The 20,371-nt window shown below is 65.6% G+C and carries 19 protein-coding genes; 2 read left to right on the top strand and 17 right to left on the bottom strand.

The genetic code is table 11. The annotated features are described in order from the left end of the window. Positions 1-254: 254 nt before the first annotated feature. Positions 255-1,019 (bottom strand): LytR/AlgR family response regulator transcription factor, encoded by a 765-nt coding sequence (locus ACFQRC_RS06980; RefSeq protein ID WP_379959337.1) that lies wholly within the window; start codon positions 1,017-1,019, stop codon positions 255-257. Positions 1,020-1,080: 61 nt separating this feature from the next. Beyond that, positions 1,081-2,163: a sensor histidine kinase gene (locus tag ACFQRC_RS06975; protein WP_379959334.1), complete on the bottom strand. Its 1,083-nt coding sequence runs from the start codon at positions 2,161-2,163 to the stop codon at positions 1,081-1,083. A 479-nt stretch (positions 2,164-2,642) separates the two neighbouring features. Between ACFQRC_RS06975 and ACFQRC_RS06970 the strand changes: the two genes are divergently transcribed. Both ACFQRC_RS06970 and ACFQRC_RS06965 read left to right on the top strand, forming a co-directional pair. Continuing rightward, a complete protein-coding gene (locus ACFQRC_RS06970; protein WP_379959331.1) occupies positions 2,643-4,100 on the top strand; it encodes a hypothetical protein in 1,458 nt (485 codons plus the stop codon). 126 nt (positions 4,101-4,226) lie between these two features. Next, positions 4,227-4,835 carry a fasciclin domain-containing protein gene (locus ACFQRC_RS06965; RefSeq protein ID WP_379959329.1) on the top strand — a complete coding sequence of 203 codons (609 nt, stop codon included), beginning with the start codon at positions 4,227-4,229 and terminating at the stop codon, positions 4,833-4,835. 95 nt (positions 4,836-4,930) lie between these two features. Here ACFQRC_RS06965 and ACFQRC_RS06960 read toward each other — a convergent pair whose 3' ends face one another. The 15 genes from ACFQRC_RS06960 to ACFQRC_RS06890 all read right to left on the bottom strand — a co-directional run bounded on the left by ACFQRC_RS06960 (position 4,931) and on the right by ACFQRC_RS06890 (position 20,347). Then, positions 4,931-7,045, bottom strand: a complete 2,115-nt coding sequence (locus ACFQRC_RS06960) for a biotin carboxylase N-terminal domain-containing protein (protein ID WP_379959327.1) — start codon at positions 7,043-7,045, stop codon at positions 4,931-4,933. Next, a complete protein-coding gene (locus ACFQRC_RS06955) occupies positions 7,027-7,884 on the bottom strand; it encodes an alpha/beta hydrolase (RefSeq protein WP_379959325.1) in 858 nt (285 codons plus the stop codon). Before ACFQRC_RS06955 ends, ACFQRC_RS06960 begins: the two co-directional genes overlap by 19 nt. A 61-nt stretch (positions 7,885-7,945) precedes the next feature. Further along, entirely contained in the window at positions 7,946-9,016 is a 1,071-nt protein-coding gene (bioB, locus tag ACFQRC_RS06950; RefSeq protein ID WP_379959323.1) for a biotin synthase BioB, read from the bottom strand. Then, positions 9,013-11,262 carry a methylmalonyl-CoA mutase gene (gene scpA / locus ACFQRC_RS06945; RefSeq protein ID WP_379959321.1) on the bottom strand — a complete coding sequence of 750 codons (2,250 nt, stop codon included), beginning with the start codon at positions 11,260-11,262 and terminating at the stop codon, positions 9,013-9,015. Before scpA ends, bioB begins: the two co-directional genes overlap by 4 nt. Before the next feature lie 108 nt (positions 11,263-11,370). After that, the gene (gene mce, locus ACFQRC_RS06940) at positions 11,371-11,790 is read right to left on the bottom strand and encodes a methylmalonyl-CoA epimerase (protein WP_379959319.1); all 420 of its coding nucleotides are present in this window, start codon (positions 11,788-11,790) and stop codon (positions 11,371-11,373) included. Positions 11,791-11,968: 178 nt separating this feature from the next. Further along, positions 11,969-12,592, bottom strand: a complete 624-nt coding sequence (locus tag ACFQRC_RS06935; protein ID WP_379959317.1) for a hypothetical protein — start codon at positions 12,590-12,592, stop codon at positions 11,969-11,971. Between the two features lie 202 nt (positions 12,593-12,794). Further along, entirely contained in the window at positions 12,795-13,151 is a 357-nt protein-coding gene (locus tag ACFQRC_RS06930) for a hypothetical protein (RefSeq protein ID WP_379959315.1), read from the bottom strand. Positions 13,152-13,160: 9 nt separating this feature from the next. Beyond that, positions 13,161-14,732 (bottom strand): acyl-CoA carboxylase subunit beta, encoded by a 1,572-nt coding sequence (locus ACFQRC_RS06925; protein ID WP_379959313.1) that lies wholly within the window; start codon positions 14,730-14,732, stop codon positions 13,161-13,163. 56 nt (positions 14,733-14,788) lie between these two features. Next, complete coding sequence (locus ACFQRC_RS06920) at positions 14,789-15,682, bottom strand: hemolysin family protein (RefSeq protein ID WP_379959311.1); 894 nt, start codon at positions 15,680-15,682, stop codon at positions 14,789-14,791. 1 nt (position 15,683) lies between these two features. Continuing rightward, positions 15,684-16,205 carry an rRNA maturation RNase YbeY gene (gene ybeY / locus ACFQRC_RS06915; RefSeq protein WP_379960411.1) on the bottom strand — a complete coding sequence of 174 codons (522 nt, stop codon included), beginning with the start codon at positions 16,203-16,205 and terminating at the stop codon, positions 15,684-15,686. A gap of 136 nt (positions 16,206-16,341) precedes the next feature. Continuing rightward, positions 16,342-17,337 carry a PhoH family protein gene (locus tag ACFQRC_RS06910; RefSeq protein ID WP_379959309.1) on the bottom strand — a complete coding sequence of 332 codons (996 nt, stop codon included), beginning with the start codon at positions 17,335-17,337 and terminating at the stop codon, positions 16,342-16,344. Continuing rightward, entirely contained in the window at positions 17,337-18,686 is a 1,350-nt protein-coding gene (gene miaB / locus ACFQRC_RS06905) for a tRNA (N6-isopentenyl adenosine(37)-C2)-methylthiotransferase MiaB (protein ID WP_379959307.1), read from the bottom strand. The genes ACFQRC_RS06910 and miaB overlap by 1 nt, the downstream gene beginning before the upstream one ends. An 8-nt stretch (positions 18,687-18,694) precedes the next feature. Next, complete coding sequence (locus ACFQRC_RS06900; protein WP_379959304.1) at positions 18,695-19,438, bottom strand: lysophospholipid acyltransferase family protein; 744 nt, start codon at positions 19,436-19,438, stop codon at positions 18,695-18,697. 9 nt (positions 19,439-19,447) lie between these two features. Beyond that, on the bottom strand, positions 19,448-19,870 hold the full coding sequence (locus ACFQRC_RS06895; RefSeq protein ID WP_379959301.1) for a Fur family transcriptional regulator: 423 nt from the start codon (positions 19,868-19,870) through the stop codon (positions 19,448-19,450). A 72-nt stretch (positions 19,871-19,942) separates the two neighbouring features. Continuing rightward, positions 19,943-20,347: a MucR family transcriptional regulator gene (locus ACFQRC_RS06890; protein ID WP_379959299.1), complete on the bottom strand. Its 405-nt coding sequence runs from the start codon at positions 20,345-20,347 to the stop codon at positions 19,943-19,945. Positions 20,348-20,371 lie beyond the last annotated feature (24 nt).

Below are 20,371 nucleotides of genomic sequence, written 5' to 3'. Positions count from 1 at the left end.
TCGCGGCGTTGTTCGTGACGACGATGCTGGTCACGGCCGCGACGTCGATGACGATGGCGTTCTGAACCGCTGAGAATGGGGCAGACGTCGATTTTCGGTGAGCCGGGAGGAGCGGACCGCGCGGCGCAGCCGCCTTCGCCGACGCAAACGCGGCGGCCCAATCCTTCCCACGGCCTGTTCGGCGCCAAGTTGCTGCCCGAGGCCAGGCGCGCGGGCGGCAAATCCGACCGCCCCGAGGGCCGCGGCTGACCCGGTCAGTCTAGCTTGAGCGCTTCCTTCACCGCGCCGACATAGCTCGGCCCCACCTGCACGTTGGCGGCGTCCGCCAGCACCAGGGTCAGCGACCGGTTGGCGCGCTTCACTTCCACCACTTTGTCCGGGCGCACGAAGGCCGAGCGATGGACGCGAAGCAGCGCCGTCCCCTTCAATTTCTCCTCCAGCGCCGCCATGGTCGTGCGCAGCATGTAGCTGCGTATGTCGGTATGGAGCAGGACATAATCGCGCGCCGCTTCTATCCAGTCGATGCTGTCGATCGGCACGCGTCGCTGCCCGTGCCGCTCCGGCACCCAGAAACCGTTATCGTCGAGACCCGTCGAGCCGTTCGACCTCAAGGTCGCGACTTCCTCTTCCAGCGCGCCGGCGCGAGCCGCCTGATCGCGCATCGCCCGCCGGCGCCGCGCCCGATCGACCGCCTGGCGCAGCCGATCGAACCGAACCGGCTTCAGCAGATAATCGGCGGCGTCGACGTCGAAGGCGTCCGGCGCATAATGTTCGTGGGCGGTCACGAAGACGAGTTCGGGCCGCGGATCGATGTCGAGCTCGGCGGCGGCGCGCAGGCCGTTCTTGCCCGGCATCTGAACGTCCAGGATGACCAAATCGGGGGTAAGACGCGCGATCTCGGTCAGCGCCTCGTCGCCGTCCTGCGCCTGGCCGACGACTTCCACCCCCTCGATATTCTCGAAAAAGGTGCGCAGTCGATCCAGAGCGAGAGCTTCGTCGTCCACGAGCAGCACACGCATCCACACCACTCCCCAAGACCAGATCGGCCCGGACGCTTATTCCGGAGGTCGCCGGGCTTAGTCAATGCGTCCGCTGTATCTCCGGAATGCAAATCGTGGCGACATATCCGCTGTCATTCTTCTCGGTCGTGAGGCTGGCGGCCTTGCCGTAGACCGCTTCTAGGCGCCGTTCGACGTTGATCAGTCCGACGCCGCTGCGGCCGCTGGCTATCCCGCTACGCGCCGGCACCCGGTCGTTCGCGACCGTGATGCACAGGTCTCCTTCCTCGACGCTTGCCTTGACGGCGATGTTGACCGGATCGCGCGACGGCGCGACGCCGTGCTTGATCGCGTTTTCGACCAGCGGCTGGACGAGGAAACCGGGCACCAGCGCAGCGCACGCATCGGCCGCGCAATGGATATCCACATTGAGCCGTTCGCCGAATCGCACCGCCTCGATTTCGAGATATTCCTCGATGAGCGCCAACTCCTGTTCGAGCGGAACGAGCTGGGCGGGATCGCAGGCGAGCGAGATGCGCAGGAAGCTCGACAATTTGTCGGTCATTTCCTCGGCGTCGTCGTTGCGGCCCGTCACGATCAGCGCGGAGATCGAGTTCAGCGTGTTGAACAGGAAGTGGGGATTGAGCTGATAGCGCAGAGCGGCGAGCTGGGCCTGTTGCGCCGTGGAGCGCGCGTCGACCAACTGGCGTTCCTGCCGCCGCTCCTGGCGGCGCGCGAAGCTGAGCTGGAACAGCGCGACGTTGACGGAGAAGACCAGGATATATTTGAGCGCCACATCGTAGCCGCGTTCCATGTCGCGCGGCAGCGACGACCACGAGGCTTCGAGATTGTTCGCGACCCAGCCCGTATAAAGCAGGTCGAACACGGTGTTGGCGACGGCGGCGAAGATGACGCCGGAGATCAACAGCAGGGCTCGCGCGCCCTGCGGCCAGTTGACCGTGCGCTTGAACAGCAGGAACAGGGGCATGGCGAGCGGCATCGACACCACGATGATCGTGGAGACGTCGAGCATGAGGCTGGCCCAGTCGCCGGGAGCATGACGGGCGCTGATGATCGGCAGGAACATCAGCAGCACGAACAGCCACAGGGAGACGGTAAGCAGGATCGCTTCGGGCCAGCGGGCGTCTTTTCTCGCGGACGGCATGTACGTGATGGCACCTCGCCTGGACGAGAGTCTCGTCTGCCGCAAAGCCAGCGGCCTGTCACTCGCCATCAGCATTGGAGGGGGAATCGTCGCATCCGACCAGGATCGGCCAGGTTGGTGCCTTCGCCCATGGCGCCGGGACAAAAGTGCGCGATCCTGCGACAAAGCCGATCGGTCCGACGAAGGATCGGGTGGCCACCGGTTCGGACGATCGGAGAATCCGTTGGTCCGGAACACTCGCCATAGTCAGGGCGGCGATGTTTCGCGACGCGCGGGGGAAGCCGCGCAGTCGCGGAGAAGACATTCCGGCCCCCGCGCAAGACGATCGCGGTGCGGGCGGACGCTTGGATGAACGACTTACTCAGAAGGAGTTCAGCCGCAAGGGTCCATAGGAGGATCAGATGCGGCGAATCGTTCGAATCTCGGAGGAACACGCCGTACTCCCCAGCCGTTTTTGACGGCAACGAAGGAGAAGATTCATGCGTAAGCTTCTAATGTTCGCGAGCGTCGCCGCCATGGCGGTCTCGATGCCCGCCGTCACCCAGGCGCAGGATCGCGGCAAGGCGGCGCAAGGCCAGAACGACCGGGCCAAGGCCCGGGCGAACGTTCAGGCGAAAGCCAAGGCCAATGCGCGCGCCGATCGCAACCGCGCCCAGGCGCGCACCCAAGCCAATGCCCGCGTCAAGGCCCGCGCGACTCCTGAGCGTCAAGAGAATCGCGCCAGGGTCGCGGCCAATGCCCGTGCCGATGCCAATCGCGCCGAGCAGCGCCGGGAGGCGGCAGCCAGAGACCGTGCCCAGGACAGGAGGCAGGCGCAGGTGCGCGAGCGCGCCCAGGATCAGCGCCAGGCCGCCGCCCGCAACGAACGGGCTCAGGACCAGAGGCAGGCGCAGCAGCGCGAGCGCGCCCAAGAGCAGCGCCAGGCCAAGGCCCGCGACAATCGCGCCCAGGAGCAGAGGCAGGCGCAGGCCCGCAATCGCGCTCAGGAACAACGTCAGGCCGAAGCGGCCCGTGAACGGCTGCAGGACAGGCGCCAGCAACAGCAGCGCGTCGCCAATCGCGACCGGGCCGAGGATCGCCGGGAGCAGCAGCAGCGCCAGGCGCTGCGCGAGCGGCTCGAGAATCAGCGGCAGGAGCAGCAGCGCGTCGCCGCCCGCGAGCGGTTGGAAGACCGTCGCCAGCAGCAACGGCGCGAGGTCCGCCGCGAACGCATCCAGGACCAGCGCCAGCTCCAGCGGCAGCTCGCCGCCCGTGATCGCTGGCAGGACCGGCAGCGTTTCTACGCGCAGCAGGCTCAGCGCTACAGGCTCGCCAGCTATCGCCAGAATAATCGCGATTACCGCTACCTCTACCGGAACGTCTCGCCGAACTATTTCCGCGCGGCGAGCAACTTCTACCCGATCGGACGGTCGGCTCCGCCGGCATGGGCTCCGGCCTGGGGCCGTCGCGCCCAGCTGCCCTATCGCTACAGGGATATCTATTATGACACGCCGAACAATTATTACCGTTATGACGACGGCTACATCTATCGCGTGAACGCCAGCACCAACCTGGTCGCCGACGTGATCCCGCTGCTCGGCGGCGGCTTTGCGGTCGGCCAGCTGATGCCGGTCGGCTACGACGCCTATAACGTGCCCTACCAGTATCGGGATTATTATTACGACACGGACGATGCTTATTATCGCTACGGCGACGGCGGCATCTACCAGGTCGATCCCACGACGGGCATGATCCAGGCGGTGGTGGCTCTGCTCGCCGGCGATCTCAATGTTGGGCAGACGCTCCCGATCGGGTACAGCGCCTATAATCTGCCGTACCAGTATCGCAGCCAATATGTCGACAATGGCGATTATATGTACCGCTACAATGACGGCTACATCTATCGCGCCGATGCCGAGACGAGGCTGATCCAGAGCATCATTCCGGCGCTGGTGTAAGCCCGTATCCGGATTGATACCGACAGGGCCGTGCCGAAAGGCGCGGCCCTTTTTCGGAACGTCGTGACGCAACCGGTACGTTGCCTCGTGCGTAATGAAGCGGGGGCTGTGGAAGGAGTATTTCAAATGGTCATCCGAACGACCCGCAACGCTCTGCTGATCGCCGCGGCGGCGGCTTTGGCCTCCTGCGGCAGCGAGAATGAAGCCGACGCGCCGGCCGGAAACGGCGCCGCCGCCGTGGACGCCGGCGCTGAAGCCGGCAATCCCGCTCTCGTCCCGGCCTCCGCGGACAGCACGATAGCCGAGACGCTAGGCGGATCGGCGGACCATTCGTCGCTGCTCGCGGCGGTGCGCGCCGCCGGGCTGGAGGCTACGCTCGCCGGACCTGGCCCCTACACCGTCTTCGCGCCGGCCAACGGCGCTTTCCAGAAGCTCCCGGCCGGAACCGTCGACACGCTGATGAAGCCGGAGGAGAAGAGCCGGCTGACGACCATTCTGACCTATCACATCGTCCCTGGTGTGGTGACGGTTGCGGACCTGGCCAAGGCGGCCGAGGCGGCCGGCGGCACCGCGGAGCTGGCGACGCTCGGCGGCGGCAATTTGAAGGTCAGCCGCTCCGGCGACGTCCTCGTCGTCACCGACGCGGCCGGCGGCCAAGCGCGCGTGACCCAGCCCGACCTCGTCCAGTCGAACGGGATGGTCCATGTGGTCGACGCGGTGCTGATGCCGAGCTGAACCAGGCTCCGACGGTCGGCGCCCAGCTTACGCAGCGGTCACTGCTCGCTTTCGGGGACGCGCTTTGTCGTCGGACTCCCAAGGGAGAAAGATATCTATTCGAACTCCAGGATCACCGCGTCCACCGCCAGGCTTTCGCCGGGCTTCGCCTCCACCTTCGCGACCACGCCCGCTTTCTCGGCGCGGAGGATATTCTCCATCTTCATCGCCTCGACGACGGCGAGCGGTTGGCCGGCCTCGACCTTGTCGCCCGCGCCGACATGGAGCGCGGTGAGCAAGCCGGGCATCGGGCAGAGCAGATATCTGGAAAGGTCCGGCGGCACCTTCTCGATCATGTGAGCGGCGAGCGCGGCCGAGCGCGGCGTCAGCACGCGTACGTCGTGGCGTGCGCCGCGCGTCGTGAACAGCCAGGAGGAGCCTTTGCGCTCGACCTGCACGGTCAGCGGCTCGCCATCGATGATGGCCTCGACGAGGCGCTGGCCGGGCGTGTAGCCGAGATCGACCGTCAGCGGCTCCCCGGCCACGGTGATGCCCTCGCCATTGACGGAGACATCGAAATCCTCGCCGTCGATGCGGGCGACCCATTGGCTCGGCGCGGCCAGCGGTTCGCCGAGCTGGCCGTCTATGTGGCGGGCGCGGCTCGCCTCGGCCGTCGCGATCAAGGCCCCCAGCGCGGCGAGCTGGCGCCGGAGCGCGTCGCCGGCCGGTGCGCCCTGGAAACCTTCGGGATATTCCTCGGCGATGAAGCCGGTGGTGATCTCGCCGGCGCGAAAACGCGGATGCTGCATCAGCGCGGAGAGGAAATCGACATTGTGGCCGATGCCATTGACGACGAAGGCGTCGAGCGCCGTGATCTGGGCATCAATCGCCTCCTCTCGCGTATCGGCCCAGGTGATGAGCTTGGCGATCATCGGATCGTAGAACATCGAAACCTCGCCGCCCTCGACCACGCCGTCATCGACGCGGGTGATGGAGCGGGCGGTCCTTCGAGACGGGCCTTCGCCCGGGCTCAGTCCCTCCTCAGGATGAGCGGATTTGGCCCGTGATTGTCCGTGTACCCGCTCATCCTGAGGAGCCGCTGAGCCTGGCGAAGCGGCGTCTCGAAGGACTGCGCTCGGCGGACGATATCTGACCAGCCTCCCGGTGGAGGGCAGGAACCCGCGATACGGATCCTCGGCATAGACGCGGCTCTCGATCGCCCAGCCGGTGAGCTTCACGTCGTCCTGGCCGAAGCTCAGCTTTTCGCCGGCGGCGACGCGGATCATCTGCTCGACGAGGTCGAGGCCGGTCACCTCTTCCGTAACCGGATGCTCGACCTGGAGCCGGGTGTTCATTTCGAGAAAGTAGAAGCCCTTGCCGGTCGTGTCGGCGCCGGAGACGATGAGTTCGACCGTCCCCGCCGAATAATAGCCCACCGCCCGCGCCAGCGCGACGGCCTGCTCGCCCATCGCCTTGCGCATTTCGGGCGTGACGAAAGGCGAGGGCGCCTCCTCGACGACCTTCTGATGGCGGCGCTGGATCGAGCATTCGCGTTCGCCGAGGTAAATGATGTTGCCGTGCTGGTCGCCCAGCACCTGGATCTCGATATGGCGCGGGCTCTCGATGAACTTCTCGATGAAGACGCGGTCGTCGCCGAAGCTCGCCAGCCCCTCGCGCTTGGTCGCCTCGAAGCCCTCGCGCACGTCCTTCTCGGACCAGGCGAGCCGCATGCCCTTGCCGCCGCCGCCGGCCGAAGCCTTCATCATCACCGGATAGCCGATGTCGGAGGCGATTTTCACCGCGTCGTCCGTGTCCGCGATCTCGCCGAGATAGCCGGGAACGACGTTGACGCCCGCTTCCTTGGCGAGCTTCTTCGATTCGATCTTGTCGCCCATCGCCGCGATGGCGTTGGGCGGAGGCCCGATGAAGGCGATATCGTTATCCGCCAGCGCCCTGGCGAAACTCTCCCGCTCCGACAGGAAGCCATATCCCGGATGCACCGCCTCGGCCCCCGTCGCCTTGCAGGCGTCGATGATGAGCTCGGCGTTCAAATAGCTTTCCGCAGCCGGCGGCGGCCCCAGCCGCACCGCCTCGTCGGCCATCCGCACATGCGGCGCCCGCGCGTCGGCATCGGAATAAACGGCCACCGTCTTGATGCCCATCCTCCGCGCCGTGCGAATGACGCGGCAGGCAATCTCCCCGCGATTGGCGATCAGGATTTTGGAGAACATTGGACCTCGAAGCCGAATTCTGGGGGAGGCGCTTCCGCCGGCGGAAGTATGAATTGCAGCGCCTGCGGCGTAAGCTGCTGGTAAATCGTAGAATGCAAAAGGTCCGGTCGAGCCACAAGGCACAAGTTCCGCACATCGGGACGCAATATGCCGAGCAGGCGGTTCATCGCGGACGGTTCCTCCGCCTGCTCTTTCGCCATCGCCATGTAAAGCGGAGGCCATCGCCGCTGGTCGCCGGCCAAGGCGGCGGCATTCTTCGACAAGGCTTCATTGTCCCACCACAGGCTGGGGTCGATCGCCGCATAGGCATCGAAAAGCGCCGGCTCTTTCAGATAGGTTTCGACGATGAACAGGCCAGCAAGCGATTCTCCCAGAACCGCGTTTCGCCCGTTGGTCCGGTATGAGCGCTCGATCAGCGGGATGACTTCGTCACGAAGGAATGCGCGAAATTGCGCCGACGCACCCGCGGTCGGATAGCGCTTCAAAAGCTCCGGATCGCTGGTCGGGCCGACCAGTTCCTTGCGGCGGTCCTTCGTCTCGACGCCGACGACAATCGCCTCGGCCGAGCGGCCCCACAAGGCCCCAAGATGAGCAGCCCCCGAGACGTGCAGCAGATCCTGTTCGACGCCGCCGTCGATGAGATAGAGGACAGGATAATGTTTGGTGGGCTCTTGATCGTAGCGCGCCGGCAGCACGACATTGATCGCGCGGGTTTCCCCGAGCGGCTCCGAAGCGATGCCGTGGTTGACGCCAATCGTGATCGGGTGCGTCTCCGGTGGAGTTTGCGCAAATCCCGTCCCGCTCAGCATCAGCGCGGCGATCAAGAGGAGGATCCTCACGCGATTTCCCCGCAATTGGCGACCAGGATTCTAGAGAACATAATCCTCTCGGGAAAAAAGATCACTCCGCCGCCATCCTTGCCGGCTCTTCGCTCGTCATCGGCCGAAGCCCCAGCTTCTCGAACAAAGCCGCATCCGCGCTGGAGCCCGCATTGCCGGTGGTGAGGAGCTTGTCGCCGGTGAAGATGCTGTTGGCGCCGGCGAGGAAGCAGAGGGCTTGGGTCGCCTCTCCCATGCTCTCGCGGCCGGCGGAGAGGCGGACCATCGCGCCCGGCATCGTGATGCGGGCGACGGCGACGGTGCGGACGAACTCGATATCGTCGATCTTCGCCAGCGGCGTGCCGGCGAGCATGTCGCCGAGCACCGTGCCCTCGACCGGCACCAAAGCGTTGATCGGCACGCTTTCGGGATGGGCGGGGAGAGTCGCCAGCGCGTGGAGGAAGCCGACCCGGTCATCGCGGCTCTCGCCCATGCCGACGATGCCGCCGCAGCAGACCGACATGCCCGACGCGCGGAAGTGGTTCAGCGTCTCCAGCCGGTCCTCATAGGTGCGGGTCGTGATGACCGCGCTATAATATTCCGGCGAGGTATCGAGATTGTGGTTGTAATAATCGAGACCCGCTTCGTGGAGGCGGTCGGCTTGGTCGCGGTCCAGCATGCCCAGGGTCATGCAGGTCTCCAGTCCCATCGCCTTGACGCCCGAGACCATGGCGCAGAGCGCGTCCATGTCCCGATCCTTGGGATTGCGCCACGCCGCGCCCATGCAGAAGCGACCCGATCCCGCCGCCTTCGCCTCGGCCGCGGCGGTGAGCACCGCGTCCACGTCCATCAGTTTCTCGGCCTTCAGGCCCGATTGGGCGAAGGCCGACTGGCTGCAATAACCGCAATCCTCCGGGCAGCCGCCGGTCTTGATCGAGAGCAGGGTGGAGAGCTGGACTTCGTTGGCGACGTGCCAGGCGCGGTGGACCGGCTGGGCCTGGAACAGGAGGTCGAGGAAGGGGAGGTCGAACAGCGCCCGGATTTCCTCGCGGGACCAATCCGACCGCACGTGCCCCGGCGAAAGCCGGGGTCCAGTTTCAGCGCCCGACTGGGCCCCGGCTTTCGCCGGGGAACTCGCTGCAACAAAACTCATTCCGCCGCTTCCTCGATCGGCGGTAGATTGTGGCCGAGCAGCTTCAGCACTTCGCCGGCCGCATCGACAAGGTTGGTGCCGGGGCCAAAAATGGCCTGGACGCCCGCCTCGCGCAGCATGTCGTAATCCTGGGCGGGGATGACGCCGCCGACGACGACCTTGATGTCGGCGCGGCCCATGTCGCGGAGATGGCCGATCAGCTCCGGTACCAAAGTCTTGTGTCCGGCGGCGAGGCTGGAGGCGCCGACGACGTCGACGTCTTTTTCCACGGCCATCCGCGCGCTTTCCTCTGGCGTCTGAAAGAGCGGACCGGGAACGACCTCGAAGCCCAGATCGGCGAAGGCTGAGGCGACGAGGTTGGCGCCGCGGTCGTGGCCGTCCTGGCCCATCTTGGCGACGAGCAAGCGGGGCTTGCGGCCGAGACGGCGGCCGACCGCCTCGACGCCCTGTTCTGCCTGGCCCCAGCGCGGGTCGCCCGCATAGGCGCCGCCATAGATGCCGCTGACCGGCTCCGGCACCGTATCGTAGCGGCCGAACACATCCTCCATCGCGGCGGAGATTTCGCCCAAGGTGCAGCGCGCGCGGGCGGCTTCGATGGAGAGGGCCAAAAGATTGTTCCCCAAAACCCGTTCGGGCTGAGCTTGTCGAAGCTCCGCCCTTCCTTCCTCCACAGGGGCTGAAGAAAAGGACAGCCCTTCGACAGTCTCAGGGCGAGCGGAGCGGGGGTTGCGGGCGGCCTCGCGCAGGGCATCGAGCGCACCCGATGCCCTCTTCTCGTCCCGCTCCGCCCGGACCTTCTCGATGCGCGCGATCTGGCCGGCGCGGACCTTCGCGTTGTCCACCTCCAATATGTCGAGCGGAGCCTCGTCCTTCAGGCGGTAGCGGTTGACGCCGACGATCACGTCCTCGCCCCGGTCCACGCGGGCGGCGCGGGCGGCCGATGCTTCCTCGATGCGGCGCTTGGGCATGCCTGCGGCCACCGCGGCGGTCATGCCGCCCATCGCCTCCACTTCCTCGATCAAGGCCCAGGCCTTGTCGGCCAGCTCCTTGGTCAGCGCCTCGACATAATAGCTTCCGCCCAGCGGATCGGCGACGTTGGTGATGCCCGTCTCCTCGGCGATGACGAGCTGGGTGTTGCGGGCGATGCGGGCGCTGGTGTCGGTGGGGAGCGCGATCGCCTCGTCGAAGCTGTTGGTGTGGAGCGACTGGGTGCCGCCCAGCACCGCCGCCATCGCTTCGACGGTGGTGCGGATGACGTTGTTATAGGGATCCTGCTCGGTGAGGCTGACGCCCGATGTCTGGCAATGGGTGCGCAGCATCTTCGATTTTTCGTTGCTTGCCCCGAATCCGTCCATGATCCGGTGCCACAGCAGCCGTGCGGCGCGCAGCTTGGCGATCTCCATGAAGAAGTTCATGCCGATCGCGAAGAAGAAGCTGAGGCGCGGCGCGAAGGCGTCGACGGCGAGCCCGGTCGCCATCGCCGTCCGGACATATTCGGCGCCGTCGGCCAGCGTGAAGGCAAGCTCCTGCACCGCCGTCGCCCCGGCCTCTTGCATATGATAGCCGCTGATCGAGATCGAGTTGAAGCGCGGCATGTGGCGCGACGTGTAGCCGATAATGTCGGCGACGATCCGCATCGAGGGCTCGGGCGGATAGATATAGGTGTTGCGAACCGCGAACTCTTTCAAAATGTCGTTCTGGATCGTGCCCGAAAGCCGGTCCTGGCCGACGCCCTGCTCCTCCGCGGCGACGATGTAGAAAGCGAGCACCGGCAGCACCGCGCCGTTCATCGTCATGGAGACGGACATGTCACCCAGCGGAATGCCGTCGAACAGGATCTTCATGTCCTCGACAGAGTCGATCGCGACGCCCGCCTTGCCGACATCGCCGGTGACGCGTGGATGGTCGCTGTCATAGCCGCGATGGGTGGCGAGATCGAAGGCGACGCTGAGGCCCTTCTGCCCGGCGGCGAGATTGCGGCGGTAGAAGGCGTTCGATTCCTCGGCGGTCGAGAAGCCGGCATATTGGCGGATGGTCCAGGGCCGGCCGGTGTACATGGAGGCATAAGGCCCACGCGTGAACGGCGCGAAGCCGGGAAGGCCGGGGTCGATGTCGCGCGTATCCTCGGCCGTGTAGAGCGGCTTCACGGCGATGCCCTCGGGCGTCTGCCAGGTAACGTCGCGCCCTTTCACTTCCTTGGAAGCGAGGGCCTGCCAATCGGCGTGAGTGGGTTTCTTGTCAGTCATATCCAAAACCGTTGGGGCTGAGCCTGTCGAAGCCCGTTCCTTCTCTTCCACCCCAAACAGAAAGAAGGCCCTTCGACAAGCTCAGGACGAACGGTGCGGTTGAATACCTCAATGCGCCTCTTTCGGCGTCTCCATCAACTCCACCAGAACGCCGCCCATATCCTTGGGATGCACGAAGATCACCGGCGTGCCATGCGCGCCGATGCGGGGCTCGCCCAGCACCTTGGCGCCCTTTGCCTCCATTTCGGCCTTGGCGGCGTGGATATCGGGCACCTCGAAGCAGACATGATGCTGCCCGCCCGCCGGGTTTTTCGCGAGGAAGCCGTGCAGCGGCGAACTCTCGCCCAAGGGCTCGATCAGCTCGATCTGGCTGTTGGGCGTATCGACGAAGCACACCCGCACTCCCTGCGGCGGCAGGTCGAACGGCGCGTGGACCTTCGTCGCGCCGAGCATGTCGCGATAAAGCGCGATGCTCTTCTCGATCGACGGCGTGGCGACGCCGACATGATTGAGGCGGCCGAGTTTCATCACAATCCTCCCCTGAAAGGGGAGGGGGACCGCCGAAGGCGGTGGAGGGGTATCAGCGTCCGTGAAAGGGTGCTCAGCTCTCCTTCATACGCCGACACCCCTCCGTCTCGCTTCGCGAGCCACCTCCCTTCTAAGGGGAGGATTGATGAAGTGACGACCCGTACATGGTTCAAGCACCCTAACATTGCGGCATCCTCGTTTCTCCGCGGGGTTCGAACGTGTCGCCCCAGCGCACCCACGTCTCGGTGAAGGCGCGCGATCCTGAATAGGCCACGTCGAACGAAACGCCCTTCTGGATGTTGACGATCTCGCCGTCGATCTCGGTGCCGTTGTCCGCGCCGAAGCCGCTCTGGTTGGAATAGATCGTGCGGATGAGGGCGGACTGGACCGGCCGCTCGGGCTTCAGCTCGGTCAGGGTCACGCCGCCCGAGGTGCAGCCCTGCGCCGTATAGCCGCCTTCCTCGATCAGGACCGGATATTCGGCGAACCGGTCGGACAGGCTCCAGTCGGACGGCGGATCGCCATAGCCCGAACCCTGAACCAAAGCCGGCCAGCTTCCGGTGACGCGGAAGCCGTCGCCCGAGGGCTCCAGATAATGGATCGCCAGCGCCCCCGCGCAGGCGTGGCATTTGTCCAGATTCTTTCCGGGACTGAGCAGCACCGCGCGATCCCCGATCCAGACGAGCCGGCCCGGCGAATAGCGCAGCCGCTGGTCGTCGACCTCAACGACCGGGCTCCCCTCGCCGCTGAACGCCGCCTGAAAGGCGCGGGCGCGCTGCTCTCCCATCGGAAGAGAGCGCACGGCGTGTTGCGGGGGCGCATCGATTTCACCCGCAGGCTCAGAAGGCGCGACTTGGTTCGCCTGCTCATCAGACACCTGATCGCATCCCGATAACACGGCCACTACGACGCCGATGCCAACAAACCAGGCTAAACGACCGCGCAATTTCATACTATTATCAATCGCGAAGTCGCTATTCCGATTTGATTCAAGCGTACAGGCATCATCGTGCGCGATATTCCTGACTAGGATTACTACTGCAACTGCTAGGCGAGAGCAGGGCGGAAAGCACACCAAGCCCGACTGCTGCTAAGAATATCAGGCCGACCGTCTGCCCAGCAAATTCGCTTATTTTCTTTCCGGCCTCGTGACACGCGAGAAGGTAAAGGACCGCAGCGATCATGAGAGTGTAAGGCACGGCACGGATCGCGGCAACGATTGCAGTCCCAAGTACGCCTGGTTCGAGTTCAAAAGGGTTAGAAGGCTGAAGATCCAATGCGGCCTCTGGATAGATGTAGATAGTCGCGACCACTTGGGCTGCTCCCACTGCATACCAGAACCATTTCGGAAGTTTGCTCACTACAAAATCCTAAAGCGGAATGTTGTCGTGTTTTTTCCACGGATTCTCGAGCTGCTTGTCGCGCAATTTCCGTAACCCCAGCGCGATCCGCCGCCGCGTGGAGTGGGGCATGATCACCTCGTCGATGAAGCCCTTGCTCGCGGCGACGAAGGGGTTGGCGAATTGCGCTTCATATTCGGCGGTGCGGGCGGCGATCTTTTCGGGGTCGCCTATGTCCTTGCGGAAGATGATCTCGACCGCGCCCTTGGCGCCCATCACGGCGATTTCGGCCGAGGGCCAGGCGTAGTTCAAATCGCCGCGGAGGTGCTTGCTCGCCATGACGTCATAGGCGCCGCCATAGGCCTTGCGGGTGATGACGGTGATCTTGGGCACGGTCGCCTCGGCATAGGCGAAGAGCAGTTTGGCGCCGTTCTTGATGATGCCGTCATGCTCCTGGGCGACGCCGGGGAGGAAGCCGGGCACGTCGACGAAGGTGACGATCGGGATTTCGAACGCGTCGCAGAAGCGCACGAACCGCGCGGCCTTCTTCGACGATTTGATGTCGAGCACGCCGGCCAGCACCATCGGCTGGTTGGCTACGATGCCGACGGTACGGCCCTCGATCCGGCCGAAGCCGCAGATGATGTTGGCGGCATGCGCCGGCTGCACCTCGAAGAAATCGCCCTCGTCGAGCGTCTTCCGGATCAGTTCGTGCATGTCATAGGGTTTGTTGGCGCTGTCGGGGATCAGGGTGTCGAGGCTGTCCTCGTGCCGGTCCCAGGGGTCGGTGGTCGGCCGCGTCGGCAAATCGTGGCGGTTCGAGAGCGGCAGGAAGTCGAAGAAGTCGCGGGTCGCCAGCAAGGCCTCGATGTCGTTCTCGAAAGCGACGTCGGCGACGCCCGACTTGGTCGTGTGGGTGACGGCGCCGCCCAGTTCCTCCTGAGTCACCACTTCGTTGGTGACGGTCTTCACCACGTCCGGGCCGGTGACGAACATGTAGGACGAATCCTTCACCATGAAGATGAAGTCGGTCATCGCCGGCGAATAGACCGCGCCGCCCGCGCAGGGGCCCATGATGAGGCTGAGCTGGGGCACGACGCCGGAGGCGAGCACGTTCCTCTGGAACACCTCTGCATAGCCGCCGAGGCTCGCCACGCCCTCCTGGATGCGCGCCCCGCCGCTATCGTTCAAACCGATGACGGGCGCGCCGACCTTCATCGCCATGTCCATGATCTTGCAGATCTTCTGCGCGTGCCGCTCGGAGAGTGAACCGCCGAACACGGTGAAATCCTGCGCGAAGACATAGACGAGGCGGCCGTTGATCGTGCCGGAGCCGGTGACGACGCCATCGCCCGGGAACTTCTGCGTCTCCATGCCGAAGTCGGCGCAATTGTGCTCGACGAACATGTCATATTCTTCGAAGCTGCCTTCATCGAGCAGCACGTCGAGCCGTTCGCGCGCGGTCAGCCGCCCCTTGGCATGCTGCGCCGCGACGCGCTTTTCGCCGCCGCCCGCGCGGGCCTGCTCGCGCCGCGCCTCAAGCTCTTCGATCGTGGTCGCCAAACATCGTCCCCTGATGGGTGAGGAAATCGCACCGGCCATCGCGCCTTATCGCGCGGAGGTCAAATTCGTGGCTCCCGCCCCCAGCAGGCCGCTTCCTATTCCGGGATGGCTGCCGTCTCCGGCGCGTGCAGCCGCAGCCGGTTGACCCGGCGCGAATCGCTGTCGGTCACTTCGAGGCGCCAGCCGCTCGAATGCTCGACGATCTCGCCTTGCCGCGGCACATGGCCCGCCAGCACGAAGGCGAGCCCGCCCAGAGTGTCGACATCCTCCTCGACCATGGCCAGCCGCGCGTCGATCGTCTCGGCGACCTCCTCCAGCTCGGCGCGCCCGTCGGCATCCCAGATGCCGTCCTCGACCGGGATCAGCATGCCCGGCGCTTCCTCGTCATGTTCGTCCTCGATCTCGCCAACAATCTCCTCGACGACATCCTCGATCGTGACGAGACCCTCGGTGCCGCCAAACTCGTCGACGACGATGGCGAGATGGACGCGCTCCGCCCGCATCCGGGCGAGCAGATCGAGCACGCCCATCGATTCGGGCACGAACAGGGGCGCGCGGATCAACGTCCTCATGTCGTCGGGCGGGGCGGCGTCGGTGACCTGGAGCGCGAACACGTCCTTGATGTGGACCATGCCGATCACCCGGTCGAGGCTGTCCTCGTAGAGCGGAAGCCGGCTGTGGCCCGCATCCGTGAAGGCCGCCACCAGCCCGTCGAAGTCGATCGACGCGGGCACGGCGATGATGTCGCCGCGCGGCACCGCTATGTCCCCGGCCGTGCTCTCGCCGAAATCAAGGAGGTTCCGCAGCATCTGCCGCTCGACGGGCGTCAGGTCGCCCAATCGCGGCACCTCGCCTTCATGATTCTCGATCGCTTCCTCGATCTGGTCGCGGAGCGTGGCTTCGCTTTCGTCGCCGAACAGGAGCGCCCTCAGGCCGCTCCAGAAACTTCGCCCATTCTCCTGGGCGCCGCTACTGCTGTCGTCTGGCATATCAGTGGGTTTGAACCTCAGTCACTGCATAGGGGTCGGCGATTCCGATGGCGGACAGCGCCTCGCGCTCCACCTTCTCCATGGTCTCGGCGTCGTCGTCGCTGGTCTCGTGGTCATAGCCTAAAAGATGAAGCGTGCCATGGACGACGAGATGCGCGGCATGGGTTTCGACCGCTATGCCCTTGTCGGCCGCCTCGGCCGCGCAGACGCCATGGGCGAGCACCACGTCGCCGAGCAGGACCTCGCCGCCGTCGGCCGTGACGATCTGGTCGAGCAGTTCGGCCGCGAACATCGGGAAGGAGAGGACGTTGGTCGCGCTTCCCTTGTTGCGATAGGCGGCGTTCAGCGCCTTCAACTCCGCGTCGTCGGTGAACTTTACCGAGACCTCGACGGCGAGTTCGCTATTGTTGAGCGCGGCGTGGCTGCTGCTGGCGACGGCGGACAGCACCGCGCGCTCGGCAAGCTCCTCCCAGTCGGTGCGACTGTCCCATTCCTCGCCGGCGCCGGCCTCGACCAGGATCATGAGCGCCACCTTCCCCCTCCCCCTTGTGGGGAGGGCCAGGGGAGGGGGTGCGCAGCGAAGCTGCGCGCCGTCCTTCGGACGGCACCCCCCACCCTACCCTCCCCCACAAGGGGGGAGGAATTGATCTGGGGCGCGCTCATTCCGCCGGCCCTTCATAAGCATCGACGATCCTGCCGACCAGCGGATGGCGAACCACGTCGCCGGCGCCGAAACGGACGGTGGCGATCTTGGGAATGCCCTCGAGCTTGGCAACCGCGTCGGCGAGCCCGGACTTGCCGACGTCGGGCAGATCGACCTGCTTGGGATCGCCGCAGATGACCATGCGGCTCCTCATCCCGAAACGGGTGAGGAACATCTTCATCTGCATCGGCGTGGTGTTCTGCGCTTCGTCGAGGATCACGAACGCGTCGCTCAGGGTGCGGCCGCGCATGAAGGCGATCGGCGCGATCTCGATCTCTCCCGAGGCGATGCGCCGCTCGACCTGCTCGGTCGGCAGCATGTCGTAGAGCGCGTCGTACAGGGGGCGCAGATAGGGGTCGACCTTCTCCTTCATGTCGCCGGGCAGGAAGCCCAGACGCTCGCCCGCCTCGACCGCGGGGCGCGAGAGGATCAGGCGGTCGACCGAGCCGCCGATCAATTGCTGTACCGCCTGCGCGACGGCGAGATAGGTCTTGCCGGTGCCGGCGGGCCCCAATGCGAAGATCATGTCGTCGCGGGCCAAAGCTTCCATATAGACGGCCTGCGCCTTGGAGCGCGGGACGATCGTCTTCTTGCGGGTGCGGATCATCACCTTGGGCGGTTCGGCGACATCCTGGGCGATGATACCCTCCAAAGTAGGCTGTCCCGCCATCGCGATGACCGCGTCGACCGCCCCCGCGTCTATGTCCTGGCCCTGATCGAGCCGGTTGTAGAGCCCGGTGAGCACGTCGCGCGCGCGCGCGGCCGCCTCGGGCTCGCCCTCGATCTGGACGCGGTTGCCGCGCGCCGCGATATAGACGCCGAGCCGATCCTCGATCGCCACCAGATTACGGTCGAACTCGCCGAACAACGGTCCCAGCAGATGCGGCTGCTCGAACTCGATTTCCAGCCGCGCGCGGGGCGGCGGCGCTTCGCTGGCCTTCTTCTGCGGCATCAGGCGGCTACCATCGCTGGACCCCGGCTTTCGCCGGGGAGCTGAATGCCGCCAATGCTGTTCGGGCCTGCCGACACAATCTCCACATCCACCAGATCGCCAATCCCCGCCTGCGTTTCCAGATGCACCGATTGCAGCCAGGGCGATTTGCCGATGAGCTGCCCCGGTTTCTTGCCGCGGCGCTCGAGCAGCACCGACGTGCGCCGACCCACGCTGGCCCGGTTGAAGGCGAGCTGGTGCGCGTTGATCTCCGCCTGCAGCCTCTGCAGCCTCTCGTCCATCACCTCTGGCGGCACCTGTCCATCCATGTCGGCGGCGGGGGTTCCCGGCCGCGGCGAATATTTGAACGAGTAAGCCTGCGCGTAGTTCACCTCGCGCACGATTTTCAACGTGTCCTCGAACTCGGCGTCGGTCTCGCCGGGGAAGCCGACGATGAAATCGCCCGAAAGCGCGATATCGGGGCGCTCGGCCCGGACCCGTTCGATGACGGAAAGGTAGCTCGACGTCGTGTGGCTGCGGTTCATCGCCTTGAGCACCCGGTCGCTGCCCGACTGCACCGGCAAATGGAGGAAGGGCATCAGCTTGCCGACCTCGCCATGGGCGCGGATGAGGGCCTCGTTCATGTCGTTGGGGTGGCTGGTCGTGTAGCGGATCCGCTCCAGCCCCGGCAGCGCATCGAGCGCGCGGATCAGCCCGTCCAGGCCCTGGCAGCGCCCTGTCTCGTCCTCGCCTTCCCAGGCGTTTACGTTCTGGCCGAGCAGGGTGATCTCGCGCGCGCCGCGCTCGACCAGCGCCTTCGCCTCGTCGACCACCGCCCGCCAGCTTCGCGACACCTCGGCGCCGCGCGTATAAGGGACGACGCAATAGGTGCAGAATTTGTCGCAGCCTTCCTGCACGGTCAGGAACGCCGTCGGCCCCGGCCTGCGCCGCGCGGGCAAAGCGCCGAACTTGGATTCGATCGGCATGTCGGTGTCGAGCGCTCGCCCGCCACGCGCGGCCCGGGCGATCAGATCGGGCAGGCGATGATAGGCCTGCGGCCCGACCACGATATCGACGCTCGGCGCGCGGCGCGGGATTTCCGCGCCTTCGGCCTGCGCGACGCAGCCGGCCACCGCGATCATCGGCCGCGAGCCGTCCTTGCGGTTGAGGCGGCCGATGTCCGAATAGACCTTCTCGGCCGCGCGCTCGCGGATATGGCAGGTGTTGAGCACGACCAGATCGGCCTCGCCTCCCTCGGCCGCGACCAGGCCTCGCGATTCGAGCAGCTCCGTCATCCGGTCGCCGTCATAGACGTTCATCTGGCAGCCGAAGGATTTGACGTGAAAGGTCTTGGGATCGGGATGGTTCATCGCAGCGCCTATAGGGGATCGGGGCGGGCGGCGGAAGCGTCGAACCCGAGCGCGGCGACGATCCGCGCCCGCGCCGCTTCGGCCAGTGCCTTGCGGTCCGGCAGCGCGTGCGGGTCGATCGGATCGAGGAAGCGCAAAGTGACCATGGTCGCGCCCTTGCGGGCGAGGACACGCTTGGCATTATCCGCCGCCGGCTCGTCGCCGACCCAGGCGATTTGTGTCGCCGCCGCGCCGTAATCGATCGCCACCGGCTGGACCATGAGGCCCGGCAGCGGCGGCATCACCGAGGCGAGCAGGCTGGCGCGGAACGGCAGCACCTCTTCTCCGCCGGCGGTCGTGCCTTCCGGGAACAAGGCGACCGGCTGCCCGGTGGCCAGCGCCGCGCGCAGCGCGTCCGCCTGACCCTTGACCGCGCGCCGATCCGCCCGGGCGACGAAGATCGTGCCGTTCAGCCGCGCTAGCCATCCGAACACCGGCCAGCGCGCGACCTCTTCCTTGGACACGAAGGCCGCTCCGGTGGCGCCGGCGATCAGCATGATGTCGAGCCAGCTCAGATGGTTGGAGACGAACAAGACATGGCGGCGCCGGGGCGTGCCGACGATCCGGGCGCGCATTCCGGCCGCGCGCGCCACCCAGGCGAGGAATGCCCTCGGCCAGGGCGACGGCCGTCCGAAAAGCCGCCAAGCATAATGGAAAGGAAGGCAGAATAGCAGCCCCGCCACCATCGCGCCGACCCGCAGCGTCAGCCGCATCGCGCGGCCTTATTTGTCGCGGTCGAGGGAGACGCCGTAAAGCTCCATGCGGTGGTCGACGAGGCGGAAGCCCAGCTTCTCGGCGATGCGCCTTTGCAACGCTTCGAGCTCGTCGTCGACGAATTCGAGGACATTCCCGGTCTCGACGTCGATCAGATGGTCGTGGTGGGTCTCGGCCGCGGCTTCGTAGCGCGAGCGCCCGTCGCCGAAATCGTGCCGCTCCAGGATGCCGGCTTCCTCGAACAGGCGAACGGTGCGGTAGACGGTGGCGATCGAGATGCCGCTGTCGATCGCGGAGGCGCGCTCATGCAGCCTCTCGACGTCGGGATGGTCATCGGATTCCGAAAGCACGCGGGCGATCACCCGTCTCTGCTCGGTGATCCTGAGCCCCTTTTCGGCGCACAGCGCCTCGATGTCGATCCTGCGTGTCATGTCGTGGCTTTAGCCAATAAAGCGGGGAGGTCAAAGCGGCCGGGGCCCGCTCAGGAGCCCCGGCGCAATGGCTTACTTCCTCGCGGTCCGCCGGCGCTTGGTGCCGAGCCCGATCTTCTTGGCCAGCGCGCGGCGCTGCTCGGCATAGTTGGGCGCGACCATCGGATAGTCGGCGTTGAGGTTCCACTTCTGGCGGTATTCGTCCGGCGTCATCTGATAATGGGTCATCAGATGGCGCTTCAGCATCTTCAGTTTCTTGCCGTCCTCGAGGCAGACGATATAGTCCGGTTTCACCGAAGAGCGGATTGAAACCGCCGGTTCCTGCTTCACTTCCGGCACTTCCTCGCGCGCTCCAAGTCCGGAAAGGGCGCCGTGCACGTTCTGGATCAGCGTCGGAAGATCGTTCACCGCCACGCTGTTGTTGCTCACATGCGCGGACACGATGTCAGCGGTCAGCGTGACAAGAATTTCATTCATGTTGTCGCTATTTTCCATGGTCAG

This window comes from Enterovirga sp. GCM10030262 (assembly GCF_042666435.1).
In the GTDB taxonomy this organism is placed as follows: domain Bacteria; phylum Pseudomonadota; class Alphaproteobacteria; order Sphingomonadales; family Sphingomonadaceae; genus Allosphingosinicella.
Note: the sequence above shows the minus strand (reverse complement) of the source record. Positions and strands in the feature narration are given on the sequence as shown.

Excerpts from the sequence above, each read along its gene's own strand:
- mce (WP_379959319.1), bottom strand. The coding sequence starts at position 11,790 with ATGAAACTCGGCCGCCTCAATCATGTCGGCGTCGCCACGCCGTCGATC.
- ACFQRC_RS06900 (WP_379959304.1), bottom strand. The coding sequence starts at position 19,438 with ATGCGGCTGACGCTGCGGGTCGGCGCGATGGTGGCGGGGCTGCTATTC.
- ybeY (WP_379960411.1), bottom strand. The coding sequence starts at position 16,205 with ATGATCCTGGTCGAGGCCGGCGCCGGCGAGGAATGGGACAGTCGCACC.
- ACFQRC_RS06965 (WP_379959329.1), top strand. The coding sequence starts at position 4,227 with ATGGTCATCCGAACGACCCGCAACGCTCTGCTGATCGCCGCGGCGGCG.
- ACFQRC_RS06920 (WP_379959311.1), bottom strand. The coding sequence starts at position 15,682 with ATGCCAGACGACAGCAGTAGCGGCGCCCAGGAGAATGGGCGAAGTTTC.
- bioB (WP_379959323.1), bottom strand. The coding sequence starts at position 9,016 with ATGAGTTTTGTTGCAGCGAGTTCCCCGGCGAAAGCCGGGGCCCAGTCG.
- ACFQRC_RS06975 (WP_379959334.1), bottom strand. The coding sequence starts at position 2,163 with ATGCCGTCCGCGAGAAAAGACGCCCGCTGGCCCGAAGCGATCCTGCTT.
- ACFQRC_RS06910 (WP_379959309.1), bottom strand. The coding sequence starts at position 17,337 with ATGCCGCAGAAGAAGGCCAGCGAAGCGCCGCCGCCCCGCGCGCGGCTG.
- scpA (WP_379959321.1), bottom strand. The coding sequence starts at position 11,262 with ATGACTGACAAGAAACCCACTCACGCCGATTGGCAGGCCCTCGCTTCC.
- ACFQRC_RS06960 (WP_379959327.1), bottom strand. The coding sequence starts at position 7,045 with ATGTTCTCCAAAATCCTGATCGCCAATCGCGGGGAGATTGCCTGCCGC.
- ACFQRC_RS06890 (WP_379959299.1), bottom strand. The coding sequence starts at position 20,347 with ATGAATGAAATTCTTGTCACGCTGACCGCTGACATCGTGTCCGCGCAT.
- ACFQRC_RS06925 (WP_379959313.1), bottom strand. The coding sequence starts at position 14,732 with ATGGCCGGTGCGATTTCCTCACCCATCAGGGGACGATGTTTGGCGACC.
- ACFQRC_RS06895 (WP_379959301.1), bottom strand. The coding sequence starts at position 19,870 with ATGACACGCAGGATCGACATCGAGGCGCTGTGCGCCGAAAAGGGGCTC.
- miaB (WP_379959307.1), bottom strand. The coding sequence starts at position 18,686 with ATGAACCATCCCGATCCCAAGACCTTTCACGTCAAATCCTTCGGCTGC.
- ACFQRC_RS06980 (WP_379959337.1), bottom strand. The coding sequence starts at position 1,019 with ATGCGTGTGCTGCTCGTGGACGACGAAGCTCTCGCTCTGGATCGACTG.
- ACFQRC_RS06970 (WP_379959331.1), top strand. The coding sequence starts at position 2,643 with ATGCGTAAGCTTCTAATGTTCGCGAGCGTCGCCGCCATGGCGGTCTCG.